Below are 25,435 nucleotides of genomic sequence, written 5' to 3'. Positions count from 1 at the left end.
GCCGGGAGAGAGCCACACTCCGCTATATGAGTGGGCAGCGGGGGCCTGAGTTCCCTACCGATCACCTCGACCAAGCCTGGCCGGGCCGCGGTCGTACATCAAACTCTCTACAAGTAGCGGGGACCGCAGCGGGGGCCGCTGGCCGCTGACGCGTCCAGAACGCGACCCCCACTGCGGCGACCTGCGTAAATGGTTGCGCTCAAACCCGAAGCGCCACGCCGCCCCAGCCGGGCCACGGACCGCCCCCACCCCGGCTCTGGGAGGGGACGAGTAAAGCAGCCGGGTACGACAAGTTTGCGCCGCTGTCCACAGGTGTCACCGGCCGTCCAGGGCCAGGTTCAATTCGAGCACGTTGACGGCCGGCTCGCCGAGGAAGCCGAGTGTCCGCCCGGTCGTGTGCTCCGCGATGAGCCGGCGCACCTGGTCCTCGGTGAGGCCGCGCTCGCGGGCGATCCGGGGCGCCTGCAGGTCGGCGTAGGCGGGACTGATGTGCGGGTCGAGGCCGCTGCCGCTCGCGGTGACCGCATCGGCGGGCACCACCGGCTGGGCGGGGGCGTTGCCGCGGATCGGGGTGATCACGCCGCCGAGGGCCTGGTAGTCCTCGCCGGGGCGGGCCGGCTCGACGACGACGCCCTGATAGGTGGTGAGGAACGGATTGCCGGTCTGGTTGACCGACACGACCCGGGTGACCGGGCCGGTCAGGCCGTCACGATGGAAGACGGCGAGCACCGCGCCCACGCCGTCGGTGGTGCAGTACGGGCGGCTGCCGTCGACGCCCTCGAGCTTGCCCACGGCCAGGCTGCGGGCGCACACCTGGGTGAGCAGGCTGGGCGAGTCGGCGGTGTCGACCACGCTCTCCGGGCCCAGGTTGCTGGCCGAGGTCGACGTGGGGTCGTAGCCGTCGCCGGCGGCCGACGGGCGGCTCTGGAAGTAGCGCGGGACGGGGTTGCCGTCCACGTCGGTGAAGGACTGGCCGATCAGGGTGCTGCCCACTGCGGTCAGGGAGCCGTCGGCTTGGCCGGACAGGCCGGGGATCCGGCCGATCGCGACGAAGGCCAGCGGATAGGCCAGTCCGAGCAGGACGGTGAAGACGAGCAGCGCGCGCAGCGCCGCCAGATGCTGGCCGAGCCAGGCAGGGAGTCGCATGTCAGATCCCGGGGACGAACTGGATGAGGAGGTCGATGAGTTTGATGCCGAGGAACGGCAGGACCACGCCGCCGAGGCCGTAGATCCACAGGTTGCGCCGCAGCAGGGCCGACGCGCTGGACGGGCGGTAGCGCACGCCGCGCAGGGCCAGCGGGATCAGCGCCACGATGATCAGCGCGTTGAAGATGACCGCGGACAGGATGGCCGAGCCCGGCGAGTGCAGCCGCATGATGTTGAGCGTGTCCAGGCCCGGATACACCGCGGCGAACATGGCCGGGATGATCGCGAAGTACTTGGCGATGTCGTTGCTGATCGAGAACGTGGTCAGCGCGCCCCGGGTGATGAGCAGCTGCTTGCCGATCTCGACGATCTCGATCAGCTTGGTCGGGTCGGAGTCGAGGTCGACCATGTTGCCGGCCTCTTTGGCGGCCGACGTGCCGGTGTTCATGGCCACGCCGACGTCGGCCTGGGCCAGCGCGGGCGCGTCATTCGTGCCGTCGCCGGTCATCGCGACCAGCCGGCCGCCCTCCTGCTCCCGCTTGATGTAGGCGAGCTTGTCCTCGGGCGTGGCCTCGGCCAGGAAATCGTCGACTCCGGCCTCGGAAGCGATTGCGGATGCCGTACGCGGGTTGTCGCCCGTGATCATGACGGTGCGGATGCCCATCCGGCGCATCTCGTCGAAGCGCTCCCGCATGCCGGGCTTGACGACGTCCTTGAGGTGGATGACGCCGAGCGCGCGGGCGGGCTCACCGGACATCATCGAAGCCACCACGAGCGGAGTGCCGCCGCTGGAACTGATCGCGTCCACGATCTCCAAGGCCTCGTCGTCCGGGTGCCCGCCGTTCTGCCGCACCCACTTCATGACGGCCGACGCGGCACCCTTGCGGATCTGCCGGCCGGGCAGGTCGACGCCGCTCATCCGGGTCTGCGCGGTGAACGGCACGAAGGTGGTGTCCCGCATCAGGCCGGGCTCCCGCTCCCCGAGATCGGCCAGCTTGACGATCGAGCGGCCCTCGGGCGTTTCGTCGGCCAGGCTGGACAGCTGCGCGGCGGAAGCCAGATCGGCCGGGGAGACGCCGTCCACGGGGACGAACTCGGCCGCCTGCCGGTTCCCGAGCGTGATCGTGCCGGTCTTGTCGAGCAGCAGCGTGTTCACGTCGCCCGCAGCCTCGACCGCCCGCCCCGACATGGCCAGCACGTTGCGCTGCACCAGCCGGTCCATGCCGGCGATGCCGATGGCCGACAGCAGCGCGCCGATGGTGGTCGGGATCAGGCACACGATCAGCGAGACCAGCACGATCCCGGTGACGCCGTTGCCGTCCAGAGCCACGGTGTCGGGCGCGGCCGCGTTGAACGCCTTCGAGAAGATCGCCAGCGGCTGCAGCGTCACCACCGACAGCAGGAAGATGATGGTCAGCGCGGCCAGCAGGATGTTGAGCGCGATCTCGTTCGGCGTCTTCTGCCGATTCGCCCCCTCGACGAGCGCGATCATGCGGTCGACGAAGCTCTCCCCCGGCCGCTGGGTGATCCGGACGACGATGCGGTCACTGAGTACTTTGGTGCCACCGGTGACGGCCGAGCGGTCGCCGCCCGACTCCCGGATCACCGGGGCCGACTCACCGGTGATGGCCGACTCGTCGACACTGGCGATGCCCTCGATGACGTCGCCGTCACCGGGGATCACCTGGCCGGCCTCGACGACGACCACGTCGCCCAGTTTCAACGAGGTGGCCGGGATCTCCCGCCCGTCCTTCAGATAGGCGACCGTGTCCTGCTTGGCCGCGCGCAGCGCCGCCGCCTGGGCCTTGCCGCGCCCCTCGGCGACCGCCTCGGCCAGGTTGGCGAACAGGACCGTGAGCCACAGCCAGACCGTGATGATCCAGGCGAACAGCGACGGGTCGACGATCGACAGCACGGTGGTGAACACCGCGCCGATCTCGACGATGAACATGACCGGGTTGCGCCACATGACCCGCGGGTCGAGCTTGCGGATCGCCGCCGGAAAGGATCGACCGATCTGTGCGGTTTCGAGCATCCCACCGCGTACGGGGGAAGGGGTTGAAGGTTTTTCGGCCAGCAACGTCATGACAGGCCCTCCGCGAGGGGTCCGAGAGCGAGAGCGGGCAGGAAGGTCAGCGCGACCAGCACGACGGTGACGCCGACGACCATCCCGACGAACAGGGGTTGATGGGTGGGCAGGGTGCCCTCGGACTCGGGCGTGACCTTCTGCCGGGCCAGCGAGCCGGCCAGGGCCAGCACGAGCACGATCGGCAGGAAGCGGCCGAGCAGCATGGCCAGGCCGAGCGCGGTGTCCCACCACGGGGTGTTGACCGTGATGCCCGCGAACGCTGAGCCGTTGTTGTTGGAGGCGCTCGTGAAGGCGTACAGGACTTCGGAGAGCCCGTGGGGCCCGACGTTGAGCGCCGTCGCGTTGTTGCCGGTCGCGAACGCCGCGGCGGTGCCGATCAGCACGAGCGCCGGCGTGATCAGGAAGTAGCTCGAGGCGATCTTCATCTCCCGGGCGCCGATCTTCTTGCCGAGATATTCCGGCGTACGCCCGACCATGAGCCCGGCCACGAAGACCGTGATCACCGCGAGGATGAGCAGGCCGTACAGGCCGGCGCCGACCCCGCCCGGGGCGACCTCGCCCAGCATCATGTTGATCATCGGCATCATGCCGCCGAGTGCCGTGTACGAGTCGTGGAACGAGTTCACCGACCCGGTCGACGTGAGCGTCGTGACGGCGGCGTAGGCGGCCGAACCGGGGATGCCGAACCGGGTCTCCTTGCCCTCCATCGCCGCGCCGACCGCCTGCGGCACAGTGCCCGCGCCGTGCACCTCGAAGCCGATGGTCAGCGCCACGCTCGCGATGGCCAGGATCGCCATGACAGCGGCGATGGCGTAGCCCTGCCGGTTCTGCCCGACCATGCGGCCGAACACCCGGGGCAGGCTGAACGGGATCAGCAGGATCAGGAACAGCTGGAGCCAGTTGGTCCAGGCGGTCGGGTTCTCGAACGGGTGGGCCGCGTTGGCGTTGTAGAAGCCGCCGCCGTTGGTGCCGAGTTCCTTGATCGCCTCCTGGGACGCGACCGGGCCGCCGGTGATGTGCTGCGTGGCCCCGGTGAGCGTGGTGACATCCGTACCGGAGGAAAGGTTCTGCACCATGCCGGCGACCATGAAGATCAGCGTGACGACGACGCAGATCGGCAGCAGGATGCGCAGCGTGATGCGGATCAGATCGACCCAGAAGTTACCCAGCGTCGCGGACCTGCGAGCCGCGAAACCACGGACCAGCGCCACCGCGACGGCGATGCCGACGGCCGCCGAGACGAAGTTCTGCACGGCCAGGCCGGCCATCTGCACCAGGTGGCCCATGGTCGACTCACCCGAGTAGGCCTGCCAGTTGGTGTTGGTGGTGAAGCTGACCGCGGTGTTCCAGGCCAGGTGACCGGGCAGCGGGTCGAGGCCGAGCGAGAGCCACAGCCTGTCCTGAAGACGCAGGAACGCGTACAGGAAAAGGATCGAGACGGCGGAGAAGGCGAGCACACTGCGGGCGTAGACACCCCAGGTCTGCTCGGCGGCCGGATCGACCCCGACGACGCGGTAGACGCCGCGCTCGACGACGGTGGCCCGGGTGCCGGTGACGACCCGGTACATGTGGTCACCGAAGGGCCGGTACACCGCGACCAGCGCGAGCACCAGCGTGATGACGAAGAGCCAACCGGCCATCAGAACTTCTCCGGGAAGAGCAGGGCGGCCACCAGGAAGACGGCCAGCAGGGCGGCCACGATCAGGCCGATGACGTTGACGGCGCTCACCAGCGTTCGACCGCCTTGATCAGTACGGACAGCGCTGCGAACAGCGCCACCGTGATCACGACGAACACGAGATCAGCCACGGCGGTACTCCTAGACGAAGGGGGGTGGTGGTGCTTCGGGGCAAGCTTCGGCGCCCCCGGAACCCCTTGTCATCGGCGTTGACGCGTTGTGTACGGCGGCCGGGCGATCCTTAACGCGTCGTTGACGGCGCCGCGGCATTTTTGACGCGTTATTAACGCCCGGCCCGAGGCGCTCGGGCGTACGTCAGGCCACCCTGGTCCGGTGAGTGAGCAAACCGTCTACGCCGTCCCGGCGGTCATGGCCTCCCCGGCCCACGAGACCCCACCGTCGAAGGGTGTGGCCGGCTGGCTGTTGCGCCACCGGGTCCAGCCGATCGGGCCCGAGGCCGGTGACGGGCACACCGAGCAGCACCCGTGGTGGAAGGTGATGTGCCTGACCGGGGTGGACTACTTCTCCAGCCTGGCCTACGTGCCGGCGATCGCCGTCGCCGCCGCCGGGGCCGTCTCGCCGCTGGCCACTCTGCTGATCGTGGCGCTCACCCTGCTCGGCGTGCTGCCGATGTATCGCCGGGTGGCCCGGGAGAGCCCGCACGGCGCCGGCTCGGTCGCGATGCTCGAGCGGCTGCTGCCGTTCTGGCAGGGCAAGCTGTTCGTGCTGGTGCTGCTCGGCTTCGTGGCCACATCGTGGCTGATCACGATCACTCTGTCGGCCGCCGACGCCAGCGTGCACGTGGTCGAGAACCCGTTCTTCCCGTCCTTTCTGCACGGCCACGAGGTCGCGCTGACCGTCGGGCTGCTCCTGCTGCTCGGGTTCGTCTTCCTGCTCGGGTTCAGCGAGGCCGTCAGCGTCGCCATCCCGCTGGTCGCCCTGTTCCTCGGGCTGAACGCGCTCGTGATCGGCGCCGGCCTGGTCGAGATCGTCAACAACGGCGCCGCCTGGTCGGCCTGGACGTCCGCGCTCGGCGACACCGGCAACCTGTTCCAGCCCGCCCTGGTGGCGTTTCCACTGCTGGTGCTGGGGCTCTCCGGGTTCGAGACCGGGGTCAGCATGATGCCGCTGGTCGCCGCGGCGAACCTGGAGCAACGCATCCGCAACAGCCGCCGGCTGCTCACCACGGCCGCCCTGATCATGAGCGTCTACCTGCTCTCGGCCAGCCTGGTCACGACCGTACTCATCCCGGCCGAGGAGTTCGGGCCGGGCGGCGAGGCCAGTGGACGGGCGCTGGCCTGGCTCGCCCATGAGCAGCTGGGCGAGGTCGTCGGTACGGCGTACGACATCAGCACGATCCTGATCCTGTGGTTCGCCGGGGCGTCGGCGATGGCCGGCCTGGTCAACATCGTGCCGCGCTACCTGCCCGGCTACGGCATGGCGCCCGAGTGGGGCCGGGCCGTCCGCCCGGTCGTGCTGGTCTACACCGCGATCAGCGTGGTCATCACGATCGCGTTCGGCGCCGACGTCAACGCGCAGGCCGGCGCGTACGCCACCGGCATCCTGGCCATGATGGTCTCCGGCGCGTTCGCGGTCACCGTGTGGGCGGTCCGCAACCGCAGGCGTGGCGCGACCGCCGGGTTCGCGGTGCTCGCCCTGATTCTCGGGTACGCGCTGGTCGCCAACATCATCGAGAAGCCGGACGGCATCGCCATCTCGGGGCTGTTCATCGCCGGGATCATCGTCGTCTCGCTGATCTCGCGGGTCAGCCGCTCGACCGAGCTGCGGGTGGACAGCATCGAGTTCGACGAGACCGCCCGCCGGTTCATCACCGAGTCGATCGAGCTCGACGGCGCCCTCGACCTGGTCGCCCACCGGCGCCAGACCGGTGACGCCGCCGAGTACCGGTTCAAGGAACGCGAGCAGCGCGGCGACAACCCGGTGCCGGGCGCCAACGACATCCTGTTCCTGGAGATCGACGTGGTCGACCCGTCCGAGTTCAGCAACACCCTGTCCGTACGAGGCATCGACGTCGACGGCTACCGCATCCTGCGTACGGAGGCACCGGCCGCACCCAACGCGATCGCCGCGATCCTGCTCGCCCTGCGCGACGCCACCGGCGTGCGGCCGCACTGCTACTTCGCCTGGGCCGAGGGCAGCCCGCTGGTCCACATGGTCCGCTACTTCCTGCTCGGGCGGGGCGACACCGCCCCGGTCACCCGCGAGATCATCCGCAAGCACGAGCCCGACCAGGCCCGGCGCCCCGGCGTGCACGTGGGGTCCTGACTCACGCACCGGCGCCGCCGACGACCCGTCAGACGCCGGCGCCGCCGTCGACCGGTCAGGCGCCGGCACCGCCGTCGACCGGGACGATGGCGCCGGTGACCATCGCGGCCCGGTCGCTGAGCAGCCACAGGGCCACCTCGGCGACCTCGCGCGGGGTGGCCATCCGGCCCATCGGCGACGAGGCGTTGATGCGGTCGCGGACACCGGGCGTGGCCGCCTCCCACGCCTCGATCATCTCTGTGTCGGTGCCGCCCGGGGTGATGCCGTTGACCCGGATGCCCTGCGCCGCCCAGGTCACCGCCGCGGTCTCGGTGATGCTGTTCAGGGCACGCTTCATGGCCCCGTACGCCGGAAGGGCGGGATTGGCCCGGCGGCTGCCGATGCTCGACGTGTTGACGATCGCGCCGCCCCCGCCGCGCCGCATGAGCTCGGCCTCGGCGGTCATGGCGGTCCAGTGCCCGCGGAAGTTCACCGCGAACTGCTGGTCGATGTCGTCGTCGCTGGTGGTGTCGAGCGGCCCCGGCTGCTGGATCGCCGCGCCGTTGTTGAACGCGCCGTCGAGCCGCCCGTGCCGTTCGCCGGCCCGTTCGACGGCGGCGCGGACGCCGGCCCGGTCGGCCAGGTCGACGGCGACCGCGTCGGCCACCCCGCCCTCGCCCCGGATCTCGGCGACGATCTTGTCGAGAGCGTCGGTGCCGCGGGCGGCCAGCACGACGGCGGCGCCCTCCGCACTGAACAGCCGGGCCGCGGCCGCGCCGATGCCGCGGCTCGCACCGGTGATGAGGACGACCTTGCCGGTGAGCATCTGATTTGTCATGCCCCCACCGTGGCCGCGGGCCCGGTCCTCAGCCAGGCCCAACCAGTACCAGGCTGGCCGCCGCCCGGGCGCGCAGAATGGGGGCCATGGACAAGCAGCAGCTCGGTGACTTCCTGCGCAGCCGGCGCGAGCGGCTCCGGCCCGATGACGCCGGCCCGCGGCGCCGCACCCCCGGGCTGCGCCGTGAGGAGGTGGCGGTGCTCGCGCACATCTCCACCGAGTATTACGTGCGGCTCGAGCAGGGCCGGGCACCCCGGCCATCGAGCGAGGTGCTGGCCGCGATCGCGCAGGCGCTGCGCCTCACCGACGCCGAGTCCGACCACCTGCACCTGCTGGCCGGCACGGCACCACTGCGCACCACATTGCACAGCCGCGACGTCCGCCCGAGCATCCGCACCCTCCTCGATCGCCTGCCACAGACGGCCGGCATGGTGGTCTCGGCGACGTACGAGGTGCTGGCCTGGAACGACCTCATGGCCGCCCTGATGGAGGATTTCGGCGCACTCCCGCCGGCCGGGCGCAACCTGGCCCGCAAGGCGTTTCTCGGCCCGGCGACGCTCTACGGCGTGTCCGACCGCACCGAGTTCCGGCACAACGTCGTGATGAGCCTGCGCGCCGCCCAGGCCCGCTATCCGGCCGACCCGGCGGTGACCGGCCTGATCACCGAACTACGCGACGGCAGCGCCGACTTCGCCCGCCTCTGGGATCGGCACGACGTGCAGGCCGCCCCCACGTTGACCAAGACGTTCCACCACCCGGTGGTCGGTCCGATCACCGTCGACTGCGACTCGATGACGCTGACCGAGAGCGATCAGCACCTGGTGCTCTACAGCGCGAAATCCGGATCCCCCGCCGCCGAGGCCCTGGCGCTGCTCGGCGTGGTCGGCACCGCGTTCTCCAGATAGGGCAGCAACGCCTCGGGCCGATCGAGCGGAATGATGTGTCCGCAGTCCTCGATGACGTGCCCGGTGAGGTCGTCAGCGATCGGCGTCAACTGCCGATACAGGGTGTCACCGACCGGCCGCGCGCCGATCGCGGTCACCGGCATGGCCAGGCGCCGCGTCCGCAGCTCCGCCGCCAGCTGAGCCGCGGTGACCGGCATCCCGCGATAGTGCTCGAAGGCGCTCCACAGGCTTTCCTTTCCCGCGTACGCGGCCACGAACGCGTCCCGCACCTCCGGGTCGATGCCCCCGCCGTCGTAGGTCCCCGAGCGCAGGAAGAAGTCCAGATACTCCCCCTCGTGCCCCGTCAGCACCGTCTCGGCCAGCCCCGGCACGGCGTGGAAGCCGAACCACCACGGCGGCGTGAACCCGTCCCGCCCCGGCAGCGACGCCTCCATCACGACCAGCCGCCGCACCCGCCCGGGCTGCCGCAGCGCGAGCAGCACCGCCGCCGGCACGCCGAGGTCGAGCGCGACCACCTCGGCCGACTGTTCACCGAGCGCGTCGAGCAGGCGCAGGGCGTCCTCGGCGACCGTGCCCCCGTCGTAGCCCGTGGCCGCGCGTGTGGTGGCCCCCAGTCCCCGCAGGTCCGGTGCGATGACCCGGCGCGTACGGGAAAGCCTCGGAATGACCGCCGACCAGACCTGCCAGGTGTGCGGGAAGCCGTGCAGCAGCAGCATCGCCGGCCCGTCCCCCGCGATCTCGACGTTGACCGTGATTCCGTTCGCCTCGACCAGCTGTTCCATGTCCGCTCCTTGGTAACCATCAGTTACCTGATCACCGTAGGAAACGGTAGGGTCGGCCGGAAGAACGCACTTCCCCGGAAGGTGGTGACCCCGAGGTGACCTCCGCACGCCGCGGTGACCTGTTCGATCCCGCGTGCCCCACCCGCCGGCTGCTCGACCGGGTCGGCAGCAAGTGGGTCGCGATGATCGTGAAGGTGCTGGCCGAGTCGGGCGAGCTCGGCTTCGCCGAGTTGCGGCGGCGCGTGCCCGGCATCTCGCAGAAGATGCTGGCCCAGACGCTGCGCTCGCTGACCGACGACGGCCTGGTCCACCGCCGGGTCGAGCCGTCCGTCCCGCCGCGCGTCTACTACCGACTCACGCCGCTCGGCCGCACCCTCGACGAGCCGCTGGCCGCCCTGCGCGAGTGGGCCGAGCGCCACATGCCCGAGATCGACGGCCTGACCTGACCGACGCCGAAGCCGAGCCCGAAACCGATGACAGCGATCACCGCGGCGGTCGCGTCCCGGCCCAGCCAAACGAGAGCGCGGACAATGCCACGGTCAGCTGCAGCAGCCGCCGCCCTGCTGGGCGGACGATGCCGGCGCGCCGATCACGGTGAGCGGGGTGCGCACCAGGGCCGCCCTCGAGGCCTCCTCGGCCGTGATGCTGTCGGCATCCAGCGGCACGTTGCTCGAGCAGACCCCGGTCTCCGGGAGGTCGAGTTGCACGTCGCGGGCGGCGTCCCAGTCCCCCGCCAGCGCCGCCACGACTGACCGGGCCTGCTCGTAGCCGGTGGCCATCAGGAACGTGGGAGCCCGCCCGTACGACTTGGCGCCGATCGCGTAGTAGCCGGTCTCCGGATGACCGAGCTGGTCCACGCCGTGCGGTGGGACGGTGCCGCAGGAGTGCTCGTTGGGGTCGATCAGCGGTGCGAGGGCGCGGGTCGAGCCCATGATCGGGTCGAGGTCGAGGCGCAGTTCGGCGGCCATGCTGTGGTCGGGGCGGAAGCCGGTCGCCGACACGATCCGGTCGGCCGTGACGGTGCGGGTGCCGTCGGAGACCTCGACCCCGCCGTCCGTGGCGATGACCTTCTGGACGCCGAATCCGGTGAGCAGCGTGATCACGCCGGACTCGACGTGCTCACGGAGCCGGGTGCCGAGCAGGCCGCGGGCGGGCAGTGCGTCGGCCGATCCGCCGCCGTAGGTACGCGCCGGCGACGCCGAGCGGATCGCCCAGGTCACCGTGGTGCCGGGCAGGTCGGCCAGCGCGAGCAGGGTGTTGGCGGCGGAGTGCCCGGCCCCGACGACCAGGATCCGGCGGCCGGCGAAGCGATCCCGGTCACGGCCGAGAACGTCGGGAAGAGCGGTTTCCCCGTACGCCGCCACGTCGCTCTCGCCGTGGGCGGGGATACCGGAGGCGCCGAGCACGTTGGGGGTATGCCAGGTTCCGGAGGCGTCGATGACCGCACGGGCCAGAATGTCGTCGCCCTCGGCGAGCCGGATCAGAAACGGGGTCTCGTTGCGGCCGGACGACCGGAGCCGGTCGAGGCCGAGCCGGGTGATCGCGGTGACGCGGGCGTGGCAGCGCACGTGCGGCTTGAGCGCGGGCAGGTCGGCCAGCGGCTGCAGGTAGTCGGTGGCGAGCTGGGCGCCGGTGGGCAGCTTGTCGTCGTCGGGACGGACCCAGCCGGCGTCGCCGAGCAGCCGGGCCGCAGCGGCGTCGATGTCGTAGCGCCACGGCGAGAACAGACGGACGTGACCCCATTGGCGTAGCGCGGCGGCGGGCTGGTCGCCGGCTTCCAGCACGGTGAAGGCCAGGCCCCGATCGGCGAGGTGGGCGGCAGCGGCCAGGCCGACCGGTCCGGCGCCGATGACGGCGACCGGCAGGGTGTCAAGATGCATGGCTTCCCTTCGGTTTCGATAACCATTGAATCCGATGGCTGTCGAATCCGATGTTGCACGCGGATTCGACGCCTGTCAAACTCGACGGATGTCGAATCCGCGTGCATCGCTACCCGTTCTCGATGGCGAGAGCGACGATTCGTGCTGCCCACCGATGGCCGTGCAGCGCGTGGACGCACCGACCGCGATGAACCTGTCGGTGGCGTTCAAAGCGCTCGGTGACCCGGTCCGGCTGCAGCTGATGTCGATGATCGCCTCTGCCGAGGGCGGGGAGATCTGCGTGTGCGACCTGACCCCCGCGTTCGAGGTGTCCAGTTCGACCATCTCGCACCACCTCAAGACTCTGCGCGAGGCCGGCCTGGTCGACGCCGAACGGCGGGCGAGCTGGGTCTACTACCGGCCGCGGCCGGCGCTGATGCGGCAACTGTCCACGCTGCTCTCACCAGACGCCTGACGCACGCTCGGCCAGGGCTGACCGGCGGGCAGCCCCGCAAGCTCGACCACGCGGTGGCCGAGGACAGCGACGTCATCGTCACGATGGGTTGCGGTGACACCTGCCCCGTCTTTCCCGGCCGGCGCTACGAGGACTGGACGCTCGACGACCCGGCCGGGCTCGACCTCGATGCCGTGCGCCCGATCCGCCCTCGGCGCGCTCATCCTGACCTACGGCCCGGTCTCCGGCGCCCATTTCAACCCGGTCGTGTCCGCCGCCGACTGGTTCCTCGGCCGCCGCGCCGGAACCGGCCTGAGCAGCGCAGACCTCGGCGCGTACGTGATCGCGCAGATCGCCGGGGCGATCGGCGGCTCGATCCTCGCCAACCTCATGTTCGCCTTGCCCGCGGTCACCTGGTCGTCCAAGGACCGCTCCGCCGGCCACCTGTGGCTCGGCGAGGTCGTGGCCACCGCCGGGCTGCTCCTGCTGATCTTCGCCCTCGTGCGCTCCGGTCGCGCCGCTGTCGCCCCGGCCGCGGCCTGGCCATCACACACAGCCGCCGCCCGCCGGAGACGAGGTAGGCTTCCAACTGAAACGTTGGAGTTGGAGGTTGGATGATGGACACTCTCCCTGAGCAGATCGAGATTCCGGCACCGGGCCTGGTGGCGCTGGTGACGGGGGCCAACAGCGGCATCGGCTTCGACATCGCGCGCCTGCTGCTGGAGCACGGCCTGACCGTGTGGATCGGCGCGCGCGACCCGGAGAAGGGCGCGCAGGCCGCGGAAAAACTCGGCGCGGCCGTACGGGTCGTCCAGCTCGACGTCACCGATCCGGCCTCGGCCACCGCGGCGGCGGAGCGGATCGGCGAGCTGGACGTCCTGGTCAACAACGCGGGCGTCAACCCGGGCGGCGAAGACATCTCCGGCACCGGGCTCGAGCAGTTGCGTACGGCGTACGAAACCAATGTCTTCGGTCTTGTCACCGTGACCCAGGCGTTCCTGCCCGCGCTCGGCCGGTCGGCGCACCCCCGCATCGTCAACGTGTCCAGCGGCACCGGCTCGCTGACCTGGAACAGTGGGCCCAACCCGCAGTTCGACTGGGAGCGCGTCCAGGGCGGCGGGATCGCCTACCGCAGCTCCAAGACCGCCGTCAACGCGATCACCCTGCTCACCGCGCAGGCCCTCGGTGACAAGTTCAAGGTCAACGCCCTGGCGCCCGGCCTGCGGCGGACCAATCTGATCGCCGGCATGAACGTGGGCGGTGACCCGGCCGAGGCCGCTCAGGGCGCGATCCGGCTCGCGCTGCTGCCCGACGACGGCCCGACCGGCGCCCTCTGGTCATGGGACGGCACCCGCGCTCCCTGGTGATGAGCTGCTCAGCGGGGGCTCGAAGGTCCAGCCCCGGGCGAGCAGCTCGTCGGTCGCCTCGATGGCGGTGTGCAGGCGCTGCCGGTAGCTCCCGGTCAGATGGTGAACCGGGGCGCCGGTCAGCACCGCGGCGAAACGTTGCGTCATCCAGGCCCGGATGTGCTGCCCGTCGCGCAGGCCGTCGTCGACGAACGGGACGCCGGCGTCATGGGTGAGCAGGTAGAGGTCGGGTTCGCGGACCTGGTCGCGTACGGCGTCCGATGTGTCGCCCAGGTAGCGCTCCTCCCAGATGGTGGTGGCCAGCGCGTCCGTGTCGCCGAAGAGCACCGGCGAGCCGAGCCGGGCCGCCTCGTCCTCGTGGGCGTTCTGGGTGGCGGCGACCTCGGCGAAGTCGGCCCGGTCCCAGGTCACGTCGAAGATCGTGGCCGACGGCCGGACGGATCGCAGGGCCCGGAGTTTGCGCTCGGTCAGTTCGCGGCCGAACTCGGGCACCCATCGGGTCGCCGCCCACACCCCGCCGCGCAGCCGGTAGTGCCGGGCCAGCGCGCGGGCCATGGTGGTGGTGCCGGTCGACTCGGCGCCGACCACGATCACCCGCCGGGCCAGCCAGCCGCGGGCCCCTGGCCCGAGCAGGTGCCAGTGCGCGGGCGGGTCGGCGCGCACGGCCGTCCCCGAGACCGGCACCTGCGCCCGGTCCAGGTCGACGGTCACCGCCTCGGCGTGGAAGCGGTGCGCCAGCTCCTCCCCGTACGCCTCGGACGAGAACACCGCATCCACCCGGTCGGTCCCGGCCGCCTTCCGGAAGATCTCCATGTGCAGTTCCCAGACCGCCGGGTCGGCGTAGTCGACCGGATGGTCGTCGTGCACCCCGACGAAGTCGACGGCCGGCCCGTGCCCGGCCCGCAGCCAGGCCAGCCGTTCGTCCAGCGGGATCGACTCGCGGGTCGACGGCGCGACCACCACGGTGACCCGGTCGCAGGCCGCCTCGGCCGCCGCGATCAGCGCGTGGTGCCCGGCGTGCGGCGGATAGAACTTGCCGACGATCAGCCCGTGCCCGTACCTCATGCGGCCACCGCGGCCCGGTGCGCCGCCCGCCACGACCGGAGACCGAAAATGCACAGGATGAGGAACGCGACGTACAGGATCGCGGTCAGCCACAGATCCTTGTAGCCGTACAGCGGGATGTAGATCAGGTCGGCGGCGATCCAGAGCCACCAGTTCTCGATCAACTTCCGGGTCTGCCCGTACGTCGCCAGCAGCGACAGCGCCGTGGTCAGCGCGTCGGCCAGCGGCACGGTCGACTCGGTCAGCCGGTCCAGGAAGAGCCACAGTCCGGCGGTGAGCAGCACCCCGGCCACGGCCAGCCCGAGCCAGTCGGTCCGGGTCGTGTGCCGCACCACCAGCCGGGAGTGCCGCTCGCCGCCGTGGAGCCAGGCCCACCACCCGTACAGGCCGAGCAGCACGTAGACGATCTGCAGCCCGGCGTCGGCGAACAGACCGGCCGACCAGAACACGACCATCAGCAGCAGGACGTTGAGGATGCCCAGCGGCCAGTTCAGGATGTGCTGGCGGACCAGGAGCCCGACGTTCACCAGCCCGGTGGCGAAGCCGAGCAGCTCGGCCCAGGTGGTCGGGGCTCCGAAGGCGGTGAACGCCGCGCTGGTCAACCAATCGATCATCAGCTCAGCATTCCGGACGGGCAGCGGCCTGTCTCGCCCGTCGCCCAAGGCGCAGGAACTGGTCAAGCTCGGCGCCGAGGTCGTGCAGGCCGACAACTACGACGAGCAGAGTCTGGTCGACGCGTTCGCCGGGGCGTACGGGGCCTATCTGGTCACGGACTTCTGGGCGCACATGTCGGCCGCCCGGGAGCTCGAAGAGGCGGCCAACCTCGTGAACGCGGCCAAGAAGGCGGGTCTGCGGCACGTGATCTGGTCGACGCTGGAGGACACCCGCGATCACATCCCGGTCACCGGTGAGCGGATGCCGACCCTGCAGGACACATACAACGTCCCGCACTTCGACGCCAAGGCGGAGGCGGACGAGTTGTTCCGCGCGGCCGGCGTCCCGGCCACGTTCCTGCGCACCACGTTCTACTGGGAGAACCTGGCCAACGGCTGGGGCGCCACGCGCGACGAGAACGGCGTGCTCACGCTCAGCCTGCCGATGGGCGACAGCCCGCTGGCCGGCATCGCGGTCGGTGACATCGGCCGGACCGCGTACGGCATCTTCCAGGCCGGCCCGGAGTACGTCGGCCGGACCGTGCACATCGCCGGCGAGCACCTGACCGGCGAGCAGATCGCGGCCGGGCTGTCGCGGGCCGTCGGCGAGCCGGTCGTCTACCGTCCGCTGACTCACGACGCGTACCGGGCGCTCGGCTTCCCCGGCGCCGACGAGGCGGGCAACATGCTGCAGTACTACACCGAGTTCGCCGACTACTTCACCGGCGTCCGTGACCTGGCGGCGGTCCGCGAGCTCAACCCCGGGCTGCAGACCTTCGACCAGTGGCTCGACGGTAACGGCCACACCATCCCGCGGAACTAGGATCTTGGCGAGGACCCGACTGCCAAGAGCTGAAGGATGCGTGCGCCTGTGCTGACCGATCTCGCCCCCGAGCAACTGGCCACCTATCGCAGCGCGCAGTCGGCGCCCGCGGACTTCGACGACTTCTGGGCCGCGACCCTGGCCGACGCGGGGACACACGATTTGGACGTACGGCTGCAGGAAGTCCCCACCGGGCTGACCACCATCACGACGTACGACGTGACCTTCCGCGGTTTCGGCGGCCAGGACGTACGCGCGTGGCTGCGGCTCCCGGTGGGCGCGACCGGTCCGCTGCCGGCGGTGGTGCAGTACGTCGGCTACGGCGGTGGGCGCGGACACGCCCTGGAGAACCTGCTGTGGGCGTCGGCCGGGTTCGCGCACCTGCAGATGGACACCCGCGGGCAGGGGTCGGGCTGGAGTCTCGGCGCCACGCCGGACGACGCCCCGTCGCCGCCGCAGGTGCCCGGGGTGCTGACCCGCGGGATCCTCGAGCCGGCCGGTTACTACTACCGGAGGCTTTTCACCGATGCCGTACGGGCGGTGGACGTGGCCCGGGGTGTGCCCGAGGTCGACGCCGACCGGGTCGCGGTGCTCGGCGGCAGCCAGGGCGGGGGCATCTCGCTCGCCGTGGCCGGGCTGCGGTCCGACCTGGCCGGGGTGGTGGCGTTCGTGCCGTTCCTGTGCGACTTCCCGCGCGCGGTCCGGGTCACCGACGCGTACCCGTACCGGGAGATCATCGATTATCTGAAGGTGCACCGCGGCCGGCAGGAGCAGGTGTTCCGCACGCTGGCCTACTTCGACGGCGTCAACTTCGCGGCGCGGGCCGCGGCGCCGGCGCTCTTCTCGGCCGCGCTGCGCGACCCGGTCTGCCCGCCATCCACTGTGTACGGAGCGTTCCACGCGTACGCCGGCCCGACCGAGATGGCCGTGTGGGAGTACAACGGCCACGAGGGCGGCGGCATCCTGGACGAGGAGAGGGCGCTCGGGTTCCTGCGAGCAGTGCTCGCCGGTCGGTAAACTGGCGGGGTGGCCTGGGACACCGAAGGAACGCGTCGACGGCTGCGCGAGGCCGCCCTGGCCGAGTTCGCCGCGCACGGGCTGGAGGGCACGAAGGTCGAGGCCATCGCGTCGCGGGCCGGGGTGAACAAGGAACGCCTCTACAGCTACTTCGGCGACAAGCGCGCGCTGTGGGATCTGGTGCTCGCGACCGAGTTGGAACGCCTGGCCGCCGCGGTCAAGCTCACCGGGGCCGGCCTCGACGACATCGGTGAGTTCGCCGGCGCCACCTTCGACTACCACGCCGAGCACCCGGAGCTGGGCCGTCTGCTGCAGTGGGAGGGCCTGCAGGCGGGCCCGGCCGCCGATGTGCAGAGCCGCACGGCGCACTACCGGGAGAAGGTGGCGCGCATGGCCGGCGCGCTCGACACCGGCCTGGAGCCGGCCCACCTGGTTTTCGCCCTGATCGCCCTCGCCGCGTGGTGGCAGACCGTGCCCCAGCTGGCCGAGATGATCACCGGTGCCGGCCCGGACGATCAGACGGAGCGGGCGGCCCGCCGCGCCTTCGTGGTCGAAGCAGCGCGCCGCCTCGCGTCGCCTAGGTGATCACGCGGTAGCACCGCGAGGGTTGGCGCAGTGCAGCAGCGGCTGCCCGCTCAGGTAGCGCCCGGCATCGGCGGCCACCAGGCGGGCCGCGTTGGCCGCGGTCTGTTTGCTGGCCCCGGCCAGGTGCGGGGTCAGCACGACGTGCGGGGTGCTGAGCAGCCGCGAACCGGCCGGGATCGGCTCGGACGGGAAGACGTCGAACGCCGCGCCGTACAGGTGGCCGGAATCCAGGGCGTCGCACACCGCGTCGTAGTCGAGCAGGGATCCGCGGGCGCAGTTGACCAGCACGGCGTCCGGGGGCAGGGCGGCGATCTGCGCGGCCCCGATCATGCCGGCCGTCTCGGCCGTCACGCGGGCGTGCAGCGAGACGATCTGCGAGCGGCTCAGCAGTTCGTCCAGGCCGACCAGTTCCTCGACCAGATCCGGTTTCACGTACGGGTCGTGGACGATCACCTCCGCCCCGAGCCCCCGCAGCATGCGGGCGACCAGGCTGCCGATCGCGCCGTAGCCGACCAGGCCGACTGTGCTCCCGGCGAGTTCCGGGCCCACCCGGTCGTACTCGTAGTAGTCGCCACGCCAGGTGCCGGCGGTCAGGTCGGCGTGGGTCTCCGGGATCCGGCGCAGGGCGGCCAGGATCATGCCGACGGTGTGTTCGGCCGTGGCCTGCGCGTTGCGGCCGGGGGCATAGGTCACCGCGACGCCATGACGGGTCGCCGCCTCGAGGTTGGCGTTGACCGGGCCGCCGCGGCTGATGCCGAACAGCTTCAGGCCGGGGGCCGACGCCAGGATCCGCTCGGTCAGCGGCGCCATCTGGGTCAGGCAGATCTCGGCGCCGTCCAGGGCTTCGATGAGCTGTTCCTCGGTGCCGGAGGCCTCGTCCACCTCGGCCACCCGGCCGAACGGGACGGACGGCCAGGGCAGCGAGATCTCCCGGATGTCGAGGTCGGCGGTGGTCGCGCGCCCCAGGGCGGCGATCAGCAGACGGTTGAGGACGAAGTCGTCGCCGGCGACGAGTACACGGACAGACATGGTTCTCCTAGGAGGTCCGGTCGAGCGGGGCGTTGAACTCCAGGACGGAGAACTGGCCGTCGCGAAGTTCGACCTCGGTGAGGCTGCAGTTGCGGACGAACGGGAACAGGCGGCGGTACTCACGCAGCGGGATGCCGAGGATCTGGCACAGCGCGAGCCGGATGGCGGTGGTGTGCGCGACGATCAGGACCCGTCCGTCCGGGTGCTGCTTGGCGATGTCGGCCAGACATCCGGTGAAGCGGTCGGCGGCTTCGGCGGGGTGCTCACCGCCGGGCAGGTGGCGGTCCACCGGATCGGCGCGGAACGCGTGCAGCGCCTCCGGGAACTGTTCGGCCATCTCGGCCGACGTGAGCCCCTCGGCATCGCCGAAGTCGAGTTCCCGCAGCCGGGCGTCGATCTGGAGTTCCTTGCCGCCGGCCTCGGCGCACAGGCTCGCGGTCAGCCGGGCCCGGGACAGCGTCGACGCCCAGATCGCGTCGAGACCGGCCGTACGCGACCACTCCGCGAGCTGGCGGGCCTGGTCCCAGCCGCGGTCGGTCAGCGCCACGTCGCTCGTCCCGGCGTATCTGTTCTCGTGGTGCCACACCGTCTCGCCGTGCCGGACCAGAACCAGTCGGGTCATCGTGTCGTCCTCTCGTGTGCATGTGCTGCGAGGCCCTCGGCGAGCCAGCCGCGCTTGTCCAGTTCCTCGACGAACCGCAGGTACGGTTCGTCGAACCGGCCGGTCGCGGTGGCTCGCGGCTCGATGACCTGCCGGATGCGGACCATCGCGGCGGTGTTCTCCCCGCCCGCGGCCAGGACGGCCATGCCCAGGGCGGACTCGGCGTTCTCGGGCACGCTGACGGGACGGTGCAGGATGTCGGCCCGCAACTGGTTCCAGTACGCGTTGCGGGTGGCGCCGCCGGTGATCACGTAGTCGCCGTCGACCGGTGCGCCCAGCTGATCGAGGTAGTCGACGCAGAGCCGTTCCAGGAAGGCGACGCCCTGCAGCACGGCCGCGTAGCCTTCGGCGTCGTCGCGCGGGATGCCGATGCAGAATCCCCGGGCCTGCGGCGCGACGAAGGGGAAGCGTTCGCCCGAACCGGCCAGCGGGTATGCCACCACGCCGGCCGGCTCGTAGTCGAGCGCCTGCCGGTCCAGCTCGGCGAGGTCGCGCCCGGCGTAGTCGCGGGCGATGATGCCGGCACCGGTGCTGGAGGCGCCGCCCGGCAGCCAGTCCCCGTTGGGCGCCTTGTGCGAATAGACCACCGCGGACGGATCCCGGATGAGATCCCGGGTGACGCCCTTGAGCACCAGGGTGGTGCCCAGCACCGAGTTCCAGTCGCCCGGCCGCCGCACACCCGCGCCGAGCTGCGCCGCGCAGCCGTCGGTCATCCCGGCGATCACCGGTGTGCCGGCCGGGATGCCCGTCGCCGCGCTCGCCGCCGCACACACCGTGCCGAGCGTGCTCCCGCTGCGGACCAGCCCGGGCAGCAGATGCGACGGCACGCCGAGCTCGTCCAGCACCGCGGACGGCCAGTTCTCGTCGATCAGGTCGGCGCCGGTCTTGAGCGCGTTGCTGAGGTCGGCCGCGACCTCGTGGCCGACCAGGCGCCGGTTGACGAAGTCGTTCTGGTGGGTCAGACGAGCTTGCGGTACGACATCGGCGTGCTCGCGCAGCAGCCACAGCACCTTGGGCAGGGCCCACGACGGTTGCATCCGGCCGTAGCCGAGCTTGGCCCAGACCGCGACGCCGGCCTCGTTGACCCGGTCGGCGTCGGCGCGCGTGTCGTCGTACATGAGCGCCGGGGTCAGGGCTCGGCCGCCGGCATCGGTGAGCAGGACCGTGCCGGAGGTGGCGTCGACAGCCACACCGCCGACCGGGTGGCCGGCGAGCCCCGCGAGTGCTTCCCGGCAGGCGGCCGCGGTCGCCGACCACCACTGTTCCGGGTCCTGCTCGTGCCGGGGACCGTCACGCCGACTGGTCAGCCGCTGCACGGCCGAGCCGAGCACCGTGCCGTCCCGGTCCACGGCCAGGGCCCGGACGCTCTGGGTGCCGAGATCCAGGCCCAGCCAGACCGGTTCCGTCATGCTCGTCCTCCCGGAGCAGGGGTGAGGCGGGAGCGCCGGCTCGCCAGGCGGGGGCCCGCGGCCGAGACGGTCGCCCGCAGGCTGACGAAATCGGCCAGGAGTTCCGCGTAGAACCCGGTGGCGGCCGGGTCGGGCCGGAACGTGTCGCGATTGCCGACGTGCCGGGCGGCCGCGGCCTCCAGGGTCGGCTCGGCGCCGGTGGCGACCGCGGCGACCAGGAAGGCGCCCCGGGCCCCGGCCTCGGTGTCGGCCGAGCGCAGCACCGGCACGCCGGTGATGTCGGCGATCAGTTGCAGCCATCCGGAGCTGGCCGCTCCCCCGCCGCAGACCCGCAGCTCGCTCGGCCGGGTGCGGGACGCCGCGAGGCAGTCCGCCACGACCAGGGTGAGTCCTTCCAGGACGGCCCGGGCGACCTGCTCGCGGCCGTGGCCGGAGGACAGTCCGAGCAGCGTGCCGCGGGCCAGCGGGTCGAGGAACGGCGCCCGTTCCCCGGCCGGTGACAGGTAGGGCAGGAAGACCAGCCCGGCGGCGCCGGGGGTCCCGCGCAGGGCCAGGTCGATGAACTCGGCGGGCTCGTCGAGGGCCAGCATCTCGCAGGCCCACTGCACGACCTCGCCGCCGGCCAGGCTGGGGAAGGCCCGCAGGTAGCGGTCGCTGAGGGCGATGGTCAGTCCGGCCGCCTCGCCGTCGAGCTCCGGTCCGGTGGTCATCACCTCGGTGCACAGGGTGGTCCCGAGGATGCTGCAGGCCTGGCCCGCGGCGACGGCACCGGCGCCGATGGCGGTCGCGACGATGTCGTACGGGCCCATCACCACCGGGGTTCCCGGAGCCAGCCCGGTGCGCTCGGCCGCCGCGGCGCTGAGACCGGCGACCCGGCCCTGGTCGCGGCGGATCTCCGGCAGGAGCCGTTCGGCCCAGTCCAGGTCGTACATGCGCAGCAGTTGCGGGGCGTACGCGCGGGACCGGATGTCGAGGAACGGCGCCGACGCGTCGGACTCGTCGGCCGCCAGTTCGCCGGTCATCCGCTGGAAGATCCAGCCACCGCAGGTCAGCGCCGTCGCCGACCGTTCGACACGCTCCGGGTCGTGGCGCCGTAGCCAGGCCAGGATCGCGTTGGGCAGGCCGGCGAACGTCAGGGATCCGTTGACGGCGAACGCCCGCTCGAGAACGCCCTGCTGCGCCCACTCGTCGACGACGCCGACGGCGCGGGCGTCGTTCCAGAGGATCGCCGGACCGGTCGGCTCGCCGTCCGGGCCGACCAGCCAGCATCCGTCGCCCTGGGCGGTGACGGCCACGTGGGCCACCGGAGCGTCCAGCTTGCGGACGACCTCGCGGACGCCGCCGGCCACCGCGTCCCAGACCTCGGCCATGTCCTGCTCGGCCCAGCCCGCCACCGGGTGCCGCACGGTGGCCGGCCGGCGGACGACCACCGCCTCGGCACCGTCGTCGGCATATCCGACGGCTTTGATCATCGTCGTTCCGACGTCCACACACACGACCGCCACGACTGTCCCCTCACGCCCGTCCGGACGACTTGCGCGACCGGCGCGCCACCGAGTCGAGCGTCACCGCCAGCAGCAGCACCGCGCCGGTGACCATGAAGCGGTAGGACGAGTCCAGGTTGAGCAGCGTGAGCCCGCTGCTGATGGCCTGGATGACCAGGATGCCGAGCAGCGCGGCGAACGCGGTGCCGCGCCCGCCGAACAGGCTGGTGCCGCCGATGACCGCGGCGGCGATGGCGTTGAGGTTGACGTCGCCGCCACCGGTGCTCTGGTTGGCGGCGGCGAGCCGGGCCGCGGCCAGCACCCCGCCGACCGCGGCGAGCGAGGTGCACAGCATGAACACCGAGGTGTAGACCATCCGGACGTTGATGCCGGCGCGGCGGGCCGCCTCGACGTTGCCGCCGACCGCGTACACCGACTTGCCCCACCTGGTGCGGGACAGCGCGTAGTGCAGCACCAGGATCAGGGCGATGAAGAAGACGAACATCCAGCCGACGCCGCGGGTGCGGTTGAGATACCAGACGGCGAAACCCAGACCGACCAGCAGCAGGACGCTCCGGGCGGCGAGGGCCTGGACCGAGCGGTCGGAGAGGCCGGCCTTCCGGCGCGTACGGGCGTGGGCGTACCCGCTGAGGAACAGGGCGACCGCGGCCACGACCACCAGGGCGTACGCGAGCCAGCCGGGCAGGAAGGCGAGCTGGGCGAAGCGGACCAGCCCCGAGTCGAACGGCAGGTTGACCGAGCCGATCGGGCCGAGCACCTTGAGCTGCAGGCCGACGAACGCGAGCAGTCCGGCCAGGGTGATCACGAAGCTGGGCACGCCGAACCGGTTGAACATCTGCGCGTAGACCCAGCCGATCAGGCTGCCCAGGGCGACCGCGGCCAGGATCGCCACGACGACCGGCAGTCCCTGGTCGACGAACAGGATCGCCACCGCCGCCGAGGCCAGGCCGCTGATCGAGCCGACCGACAGATCGATCTCGCCGACCAGCAGGACGCAGACCACGCCGAGGGCGATGACCCCGACCGGCACGCACTCCAGCAGCAGGTTCACCAGGTTGGTGCTGGACAGGAAGATCGGGTTGAGGATCTGCAGCACCGTCGAGATGACCACCAGACCGGCCACCACGGGCAGAAGACCGAGTTCCCCACCCCGTACGCGGTCGAGCAGTGCCCGCACGGAGCCCGCGACGCCGTCGGACTGGCGCAGGCGTTCGTCCTGCAGATCGGTGGCCGTCGAGCGAGGAGCGGTGTCGGTGTCGGTCATGACTGGCCCTTCTCGGTCGCACCGCGGCGGCCGGCGCGCTGGGTGACCACGTTGTCGTGGGCGCCGGTGATCGCGGCGATGATGTCCTCGGAGGACACGTCGCCGGTGGCGAAGACGCCGTTGTTGCGGCCCAGCCGCAGCACCACGACGGTGTCGGCGACGGCCCGCACGTCGGCCATGTTGTGGCTGATCATGATCACGCCGTGGCCGTTCTCGCGGAGCCGCTCGATCAGGTTGAGCACCTCGGCGGTCTGCGCGACGCCGAGAGCGGCGGTCGGCTCGTCGAGCACGATGATCTTCGGGTCGCCGAGCAGGGACCGGGCGATGGCGACGGTCTGGCGCTGACCGCCGGACAGCGAGGCGACGGGGATCCGTACGGTGGGAATCTTCGCGGACAACTGCCGCAGCAGCTCCCACGAGCGGACCTCCATGGCCACGTCGTCGAGCCGCAGCGCGCGCAACTCCTGGCCCAGGAAGAGGTTGTCGATCACGTTGAGGTTCTCGCAGAGCGCCAGGTCCTGAAAGACGGTGGCGATGCCGAGGTGGCGGGCCGCGGCCGGCGAGCCGATCTGCACCGGCTGCGACTCGAAGGTGATCGTCCCGGTGTCGGCCGTGTGCACGCCGGAGAGGATCTTGACGAGGGTGGACTTGCCGGCGCCGTTGTCGCCGACCACGGCGACCACCTCACCGGCCGACACGTCGAGGTCGACCTCGGTGAGCGCGGCCACGGCACCGAAGTTCTTGCTGATGCCACGCAGGGAGAGGACGGGGTCAGCCATGGTTGCCTCCGATCTGGTTCGGGCGCCCTGCGCCGGCGGTGGACGGCGCAGGGCGACGGTGGCCGGTCAGCTGATGCCGAGCTTGGTGCAGCCGGCGGCGTATTCCGCGGTGCAGACGTCGGCCGGCTTGAACGGTGCGTCCGGGCCGGTGAGCAGGTCCTTGACGTTCTCCTGCGTGATGACCGTCGGCGTGAACAGCTCGGACGGGGTGTCGAACAGGGTTGTCTTGGCCGCCGGCGGGCTGCCCTGGACGAACTTGTAGGCGACGTCGGCGGCCGCCTCGGCGACCGTCTTGATCGGCTTGGAGATGGTGTTGTACTGATCTCCGGCGATGATCCGCTGGACGGCGGCCAGTTCGGCGTCGTTCCCGGTGACCGGCGGCACCTCGACCCCGGCCGCCTTGAACGCGGCGATGGTGCCACCGCCGGTGCCGTCGTTGGCCGCGACCACGCCGGCGATCTTGCCGGGGAACTTGGTGATCTGACCGGTCACCCACTCCTGCGCCTTGGGCGGCTGCCAGCCGGGGGTGTCGAACTCGGCCAGCAGCGGGAATCCGCTGGTGTCGACGGCGCTGTGCACGCCCTTCTTGATCAGGCCGGCCGCGGCGTCGGTGGGTGAGCCGTTGACCTGCAGCAGACCGCCGGTGGCCTTGTCCGCCTTGAGCTTGTCGACCAGCGACTGCGCGATCAGCGAGCCGATCTTCTCGTTGTCGAACGACACGTAGTAGTCGGCCTTGGCCTGCGGGATCGGCCGGTCGTAGGCGATGATCGGCACCTTCTGGGCCTGGGCCGCCTGCACGATGGTGGCCGCGGCGGCCGAGTCGACCGGGTCGATGACGATCGCCTTGGCGCCCTGGGCGAGCACCGAGTTGGCCTGCTGTTGCTGCTTGGCGGCGTCGGCCCCGGCGTTCTGATAGAGCACTTCACAGTCGGGGCAGAGCTGGGCGATCTTCGCTTTGAACAGCGGGGCGTCGAACAGCTCGTACCGGGTCGACGCGATGTCGGGCATCAGAAATGCGATCTTGGCCTTGGTGGCGTCGCCGCCGCTGCCGGCTGCGGAGTCATCCGTTGAGGCGCAGCCACCCGCCGTCACCACGGCGAGGACGGCACTCGCGGTGGCGGCCAGGGCCCTCAGACGAACCTTCTTCATGCGTTCTCCTCGATGGGTGGCGTCCGTGCGGCTCGGGGGACTCACCGCGCGGCCGATGTGGGGAACTTAACATCGAGCGACTCATACACGTCAAGACCTGACCGCTAACTCAC

The 25,435-nt window shown here is 71.2% G+C and carries 24 protein-coding genes and 1 pseudogene; 9 read left to right on the top strand and 16 right to left on the bottom strand.

Going from position 1 to position 25,435, the window contains the following annotated elements; translation table 11 throughout:
- Positions 1-315: 315 nt before the first annotated feature.
- The 4 genes from KOI35_RS28050 to kdpF are packed head-to-tail and all read right to left on the bottom strand — an operon-like array spanning position 316 to position 4,964.
- Positions 316-1,146, bottom strand: coding sequence for a potassium-transporting ATPase subunit C (locus KOI35_RS28050; protein ID WP_215791610.1), 831 nt, complete (start codon positions 1,144-1,146; stop codon positions 316-318).
- A gap of 1 nt (position 1,147) precedes the next feature.
- Entirely contained in the window at positions 1,148-3,232 is a 2,085-nt protein-coding gene (gene kdpB, locus KOI35_RS28045) for a potassium-transporting ATPase subunit KdpB (protein WP_215791609.1), read from the bottom strand.
- Positions 3,229-4,875: a potassium-transporting ATPase subunit KdpA gene (gene kdpA / locus KOI35_RS28040; RefSeq protein ID WP_215791608.1), complete on the bottom strand. Its 1,647-nt coding sequence runs from the start codon at positions 4,873-4,875 to the stop codon at positions 3,229-3,231. The genes kdpB and kdpA overlap by 4 nt, the downstream gene beginning before the upstream one ends.
- Positions 4,875-4,964, bottom strand: coding sequence for a K(+)-transporting ATPase subunit F (kdpF, locus tag KOI35_RS49040; RefSeq protein ID WP_215791607.1), 90 nt, complete (start codon positions 4,962-4,964; stop codon positions 4,875-4,877). Before kdpF ends, kdpA begins: the two co-directional genes overlap by 1 nt.
- Positions 4,965-5,282: 318 nt before the next feature.
- Here kdpF and KOI35_RS28030 point away from each other — a divergent pair, with 318 nt between their 5' ends.
- Positions 5,283-7,199 (top strand): APC family permease, encoded by a 1,917-nt coding sequence (locus KOI35_RS28030; protein ID WP_215791645.1) that lies wholly within the window; start codon positions 5,283-5,285, stop codon positions 7,197-7,199.
- A gap of 55 nt (positions 7,200-7,254) precedes the next feature.
- On the opposite strand, the gene KOI35_RS28025 is transcribed toward KOI35_RS28030, so the two are convergent.
- Positions 7,255-8,016, bottom strand: coding sequence for an SDR family NAD(P)-dependent oxidoreductase (locus tag KOI35_RS28025; protein WP_215791606.1), 762 nt, complete (start codon positions 8,014-8,016; stop codon positions 7,255-7,257).
- A gap of 86 nt (positions 8,017-8,102) precedes the next feature.
- Here KOI35_RS28025 and KOI35_RS28020 point away from each other — a divergent pair, with 86 nt between their 5' ends.
- The gene (locus KOI35_RS28020; protein WP_215791605.1) at positions 8,103-8,921 is read left to right on the top strand and encodes a helix-turn-helix transcriptional regulator; all 819 of its coding nucleotides are present in this window, start codon (positions 8,103-8,105) and stop codon (positions 8,919-8,921) included.
- On the opposite strand, the gene KOI35_RS28015 is transcribed toward KOI35_RS28020, so the two are convergent.
- A complete protein-coding gene (locus KOI35_RS28015) occupies positions 8,843-9,703 on the bottom strand; it encodes an alpha/beta fold hydrolase (protein WP_215791604.1) in 861 nt (286 codons plus the stop codon). The genes KOI35_RS28020 and KOI35_RS28015 overlap by 79 nt on opposite strands.
- Before the next feature lie 95 nt (positions 9,704-9,798).
- On the opposite strand from KOI35_RS28015, the gene KOI35_RS28010 reads away from it, so the two are divergent.
- On the top strand, positions 9,799-10,149 hold the full coding sequence (locus KOI35_RS28010) for a winged helix-turn-helix transcriptional regulator (RefSeq protein ID WP_215791603.1): 351 nt from the start codon (positions 9,799-9,801) through the stop codon (positions 10,147-10,149).
- Between the two features lie 93 nt (positions 10,150-10,242).
- On the opposite strand, the gene KOI35_RS28005 is transcribed toward KOI35_RS28010, so the two are convergent.
- A complete protein-coding gene (locus tag KOI35_RS28005; protein WP_215791602.1) occupies positions 10,243-11,583 on the bottom strand; it encodes an FAD-dependent oxidoreductase in 1,341 nt (446 codons plus the stop codon).
- Positions 11,584-11,671: 88 nt separating this feature from the next.
- Between KOI35_RS28005 and KOI35_RS28000 the strand changes: the two genes are divergently transcribed.
- From KOI35_RS28000 to KOI35_RS27990, 3 genes and pseudogenes are all read left to right on the top strand, one after another.
- The gene (locus tag KOI35_RS28000) at positions 11,672-12,037 is read left to right on the top strand and encodes an ArsR/SmtB family transcription factor (RefSeq protein ID WP_215791601.1); all 366 of its coding nucleotides are present in this window, start codon (positions 11,672-11,674) and stop codon (positions 12,035-12,037) included.
- 93 nt (positions 12,038-12,130) lie between these two features.
- Positions 12,131-12,553, top strand: a pseudogene (locus tag KOI35_RS27995) (aquaporin); the annotation flags it as partial.
- A gap of 77 nt (positions 12,554-12,630) precedes the next feature.
- The gene (locus KOI35_RS27990; protein WP_246613814.1) at positions 12,631-13,383 is read left to right on the top strand and encodes an SDR family NAD(P)-dependent oxidoreductase; all 753 of its coding nucleotides are present in this window, start codon (positions 12,631-12,633) and stop codon (positions 13,381-13,383) included.
- Here the strand turns inward: KOI35_RS27990 and KOI35_RS27985 are convergent.
- Both KOI35_RS27985 and pnuC read right to left on the bottom strand, forming a co-directional pair.
- Positions 13,354-14,448, bottom strand: a complete 1,095-nt coding sequence (locus KOI35_RS27985; RefSeq protein WP_215791599.1) for an AAA family ATPase — start codon at positions 14,446-14,448, stop codon at positions 13,354-13,356. The genes KOI35_RS27990 and KOI35_RS27985 overlap by 30 nt on opposite strands.
- On the bottom strand, positions 14,445-15,062 hold the full coding sequence (gene pnuC / locus KOI35_RS27980) for a nicotinamide riboside transporter PnuC (protein WP_215791598.1): 618 nt from the start codon (positions 15,060-15,062) through the stop codon (positions 14,445-14,447). The genes KOI35_RS27985 and pnuC overlap by 4 nt, the downstream gene beginning before the upstream one ends.
- Here pnuC and KOI35_RS27975 point away from each other — a divergent pair.
- The 3 genes from KOI35_RS27975 to KOI35_RS27965 are packed head-to-tail and all read left to right on the top strand — an operon-like array spanning position 15,031 to position 17,526.
- Positions 15,031-15,924 (top strand): NmrA/HSCARG family protein, encoded by an 894-nt coding sequence (locus KOI35_RS27975; protein ID WP_308121174.1) that lies wholly within the window; start codon positions 15,031-15,033, stop codon positions 15,922-15,924. The two genes, pnuC and KOI35_RS27975, sit on opposite strands and share 32 nt — an antisense overlap.
- 36 nt (positions 15,925-15,960) lie before the next feature.
- Positions 15,961-16,941, top strand: a complete 981-nt coding sequence (locus KOI35_RS27970) for an acetylxylan esterase (protein WP_438870625.1) — start codon at positions 15,961-15,963, stop codon at positions 16,939-16,941.
- 9 nt (positions 16,942-16,950) lie between these two features.
- Positions 16,951-17,526 carry a TetR/AcrR family transcriptional regulator gene (locus tag KOI35_RS27965; protein ID WP_215791596.1) on the top strand — a complete coding sequence of 192 codons (576 nt, stop codon included), beginning with the start codon at positions 16,951-16,953 and terminating at the stop codon, positions 17,524-17,526.
- Here KOI35_RS27965 and KOI35_RS27960 read toward each other — a convergent pair whose 3' ends face one another.
- From KOI35_RS27960 to KOI35_RS27930, 7 genes are all read right to left on the bottom strand, one after another.
- The gene (locus KOI35_RS27960; protein ID WP_215791595.1) at positions 17,527-18,555 is read right to left on the bottom strand and encodes a 2-hydroxyacid dehydrogenase; all 1,029 of its coding nucleotides are present in this window, start codon (positions 18,553-18,555) and stop codon (positions 17,527-17,529) included.
- 7 nt (positions 18,556-18,562) lie between these two features.
- Positions 18,563-19,177, bottom strand: a complete 615-nt coding sequence (locus tag KOI35_RS27955) for a histidine phosphatase family protein (protein ID WP_215791594.1) — start codon at positions 19,175-19,177, stop codon at positions 18,563-18,565.
- Positions 19,174-20,625 carry an FGGY-family carbohydrate kinase gene (locus tag KOI35_RS27950; protein ID WP_215791593.1) on the bottom strand — a complete coding sequence of 484 codons (1,452 nt, stop codon included), beginning with the start codon at positions 20,623-20,625 and terminating at the stop codon, positions 19,174-19,176. The genes KOI35_RS27955 and KOI35_RS27950 overlap by 4 nt, the downstream gene beginning before the upstream one ends.
- Complete coding sequence (locus KOI35_RS49035) at positions 20,622-22,115, bottom strand: FGGY family carbohydrate kinase (RefSeq protein ID WP_308121173.1); 1,494 nt, start codon at positions 22,113-22,115, stop codon at positions 20,622-20,624. The genes KOI35_RS27950 and KOI35_RS49035 overlap by 4 nt, the downstream gene beginning before the upstream one ends.
- 25 nt (positions 22,116-22,140) lie before the next feature.
- Positions 22,141-23,394: a sugar ABC transporter permease gene (locus tag KOI35_RS27940; protein WP_215791591.1), complete on the bottom strand. Its 1,254-nt coding sequence runs from the start codon at positions 23,392-23,394 to the stop codon at positions 22,141-22,143.
- On the bottom strand, positions 23,391-24,173 hold the full coding sequence (locus tag KOI35_RS27935) for an ATP-binding cassette domain-containing protein (RefSeq protein ID WP_215791590.1): 783 nt from the start codon (positions 24,171-24,173) through the stop codon (positions 23,391-23,393). Before KOI35_RS27935 ends, KOI35_RS27940 begins: the two co-directional genes overlap by 4 nt.
- A gap of 66 nt (positions 24,174-24,239) precedes the next feature.
- Positions 24,240-25,322, bottom strand: a complete 1,083-nt coding sequence (locus tag KOI35_RS27930) for a substrate-binding domain-containing protein (RefSeq protein WP_215791589.1) — start codon at positions 25,320-25,322, stop codon at positions 24,240-24,242.
- Between the last annotated feature and the right edge of the window lie 113 nt (positions 25,323-25,435).

Source organism: Paractinoplanes bogorensis (genome assembly GCF_018829635.1).
GTDB lineage: Bacteria > Actinomycetota > Actinomycetes > Mycobacteriales > Micromonosporaceae > Actinoplanes > Actinoplanes bogorensis.
Note: the sequence above shows the minus strand (reverse complement) of the source record. Positions and strands in the feature narration are given on the sequence as shown.

Coding starts and splice junctions, on each gene's coding strand:
- KOI35_RS28050 (WP_215791610.1), bottom strand. CDS start 1,146: ATGCGACTCCCTGCCTGGCTCGGCCAGCATCTGGCGGCGCTGCGCGCG.
- kdpB (WP_215791609.1), bottom strand. CDS start 3,232: ATGACGTTGCTGGCCGAAAAACCTTCAACCCCTTCCCCCGTACGCGGT.
- kdpA (WP_215791608.1), bottom strand. CDS start 4,875: ATGGCCGGTTGGCTCTTCGTCATCACGCTGGTGCTCGCGCTGGTCGCG.
- KOI35_RS28030 (WP_215791645.1), top strand. CDS start 5,283: ATGGCCTCCCCGGCCCACGAGACCCCACCGTCGAAGGGTGTGGCCGGC.
- KOI35_RS28025 (WP_215791606.1), bottom strand. CDS start 8,016: ATGACAAATCAGATGCTCACCGGCAAGGTCGTCCTCATCACCGGTGCG.
- KOI35_RS28020 (WP_215791605.1), top strand. CDS start 8,103: ATGGACAAGCAGCAGCTCGGTGACTTCCTGCGCAGCCGGCGCGAGCGG.
- KOI35_RS28015 (WP_215791604.1), bottom strand. CDS start 9,703: ATGGAACAGCTGGTCGAGGCGAACGGAATCACGGTCAACGTCGAGATC.
- KOI35_RS28005 (WP_215791602.1), bottom strand. CDS start 11,583: ATGCATCTTGACACCCTGCCGGTCGCCGTCATCGGCGCCGGACCGGTC.
- KOI35_RS28000 (WP_215791601.1), top strand. CDS start 11,672: ATGTCGAATCCGCGTGCATCGCTACCCGTTCTCGATGGCGAGAGCGAC.
- KOI35_RS27990 (WP_246613814.1), top strand. CDS start 12,631: ATGATGGACACTCTCCCTGAGCAGATCGAGATTCCGGCACCGGGCCTG.
- KOI35_RS27985 (WP_215791599.1), bottom strand. CDS start 14,448: ATGAGGTACGGGCACGGGCTGATCGTCGGCAAGTTCTATCCGCCGCAC.
- pnuC (WP_215791598.1), bottom strand. CDS start 15,062: ATGATCGATTGGTTGACCAGCGCGGCGTTCACCGCCTTCGGAGCCCCG.
- KOI35_RS27970 (WP_438870625.1), top strand. CDS start 15,961: ATGCGTGCGCCTGTGCTGACCGATCTCGCCCCCGAGCAACTGGCCACC.
- KOI35_RS27960 (WP_215791595.1), bottom strand. CDS start 18,555: ATGTCTGTCCGTGTACTCGTCGCCGGCGACGACTTCGTCCTCAACCGT.
- KOI35_RS27955 (WP_215791594.1), bottom strand. CDS start 19,177: ATGACCCGACTGGTTCTGGTCCGGCACGGCGAGACGGTGTGGCACCAC.
- KOI35_RS27950 (WP_215791593.1), bottom strand. CDS start 20,625: ATGACGGAACCGGTCTGGCTGGGCCTGGATCTCGGCACCCAGAGCGTC.
- KOI35_RS27940 (WP_215791591.1), bottom strand. CDS start 23,394: ATGACCGACACCGACACCGCTCCTCGCTCGACGGCCACCGATCTGCAG.
- KOI35_RS27935 (WP_215791590.1), bottom strand. CDS start 24,173: ATGGCTGACCCCGTCCTCTCCCTGCGTGGCATCAGCAAGAACTTCGGT.
- KOI35_RS27930 (WP_215791589.1), bottom strand. CDS start 25,322: ATGAAGAAGGTTCGTCTGAGGGCCCTGGCCGCCACCGCGAGTGCCGTC.